Source organism: Methylobacterium sp. AC832 (assembly GCF_979256025.1).
In genome coordinates, this window is record NZ_CEEDMV010000024.1 from 1 (window position 1) to 813 (window position 813).

1 pseudogene is annotated in these 813 nt (G+C 65.9%); it reads left to right on the forward strand.

The features are described 5' to 3' along the window. Positions 1 to 797 (forward strand): annotated as a pseudogene (locus AC0IXR_RS24965) (IS630 family transposase); the annotation flags it as partial. Positions 798 to 813: the final 16 nt, after the last annotated feature.

Sequence of the window (813 nt, forward strand, 5' to 3'; positions counted from 1 at the left end):
CCGATGGGCGGCGATCAGCGCTCGCACGCCATCGAGGCCCAGGCTGGCCTGATCCGGCGGACCTATGAGGCCAAACCGGAACTGTTCCTGCGGGAGCTACGCACCCATCTGGCCGAACGCGGCCTGCGGGTCGGGGTCAGCAGCCTGTCCCGCTTTTTCAAGCGCCACGGCATCACGCGTAAAAAAACACCGGCCACGCCGCAGAGCAGGATCGAGAGGACGTGAAGGCCGCGCGCCTGGCCTGGTTCGAGGGCCAGCTCGACCTCGATCCAGACCGGCTCGTGTTCCTGGACGAGACCGCAACCAACACGAAAATGACGCGTCGCTACGGATGGGCGCCGCGTGGCAAGCGCTGCCGGGTGGCCGTGCCGTTCGGTCACTGGAAAACCATCACGGTCACAGCGGGACTGCGGGCCAGCGGCCTGACGGCGACCGCGCTCTTCGACGGCCCCATGACCGGGGTCCGCTTCCGCCGCTATGTCGATGAGACCCTGGCGCCGACTCTGAAGCAGGGTGACACAGTCGTGCTCGACAACCTGCCCGCCCACAAAGTCAGCGGCATCCGCGAACGCATCGAGGCGGCCGGTGCCCGCCTGCTCTACCTGCCGGCCTACTCGCCCGACTTCAATCCGATCGAACTGGCCTTTGCCAAGCTCAAGGCCTGTTTGCGAGCCCAGGGCGCCCGCACGGTTGTGGAACTCTGCGACACCATCAAGCAGGCCTTCAGGCGCTTCACACCGAATGAGTGCCGCAACTACCTCGTGGCCGCAGGCTACGATGCTTTCGATCCAACCTGATCGGATGCCGCTCTAG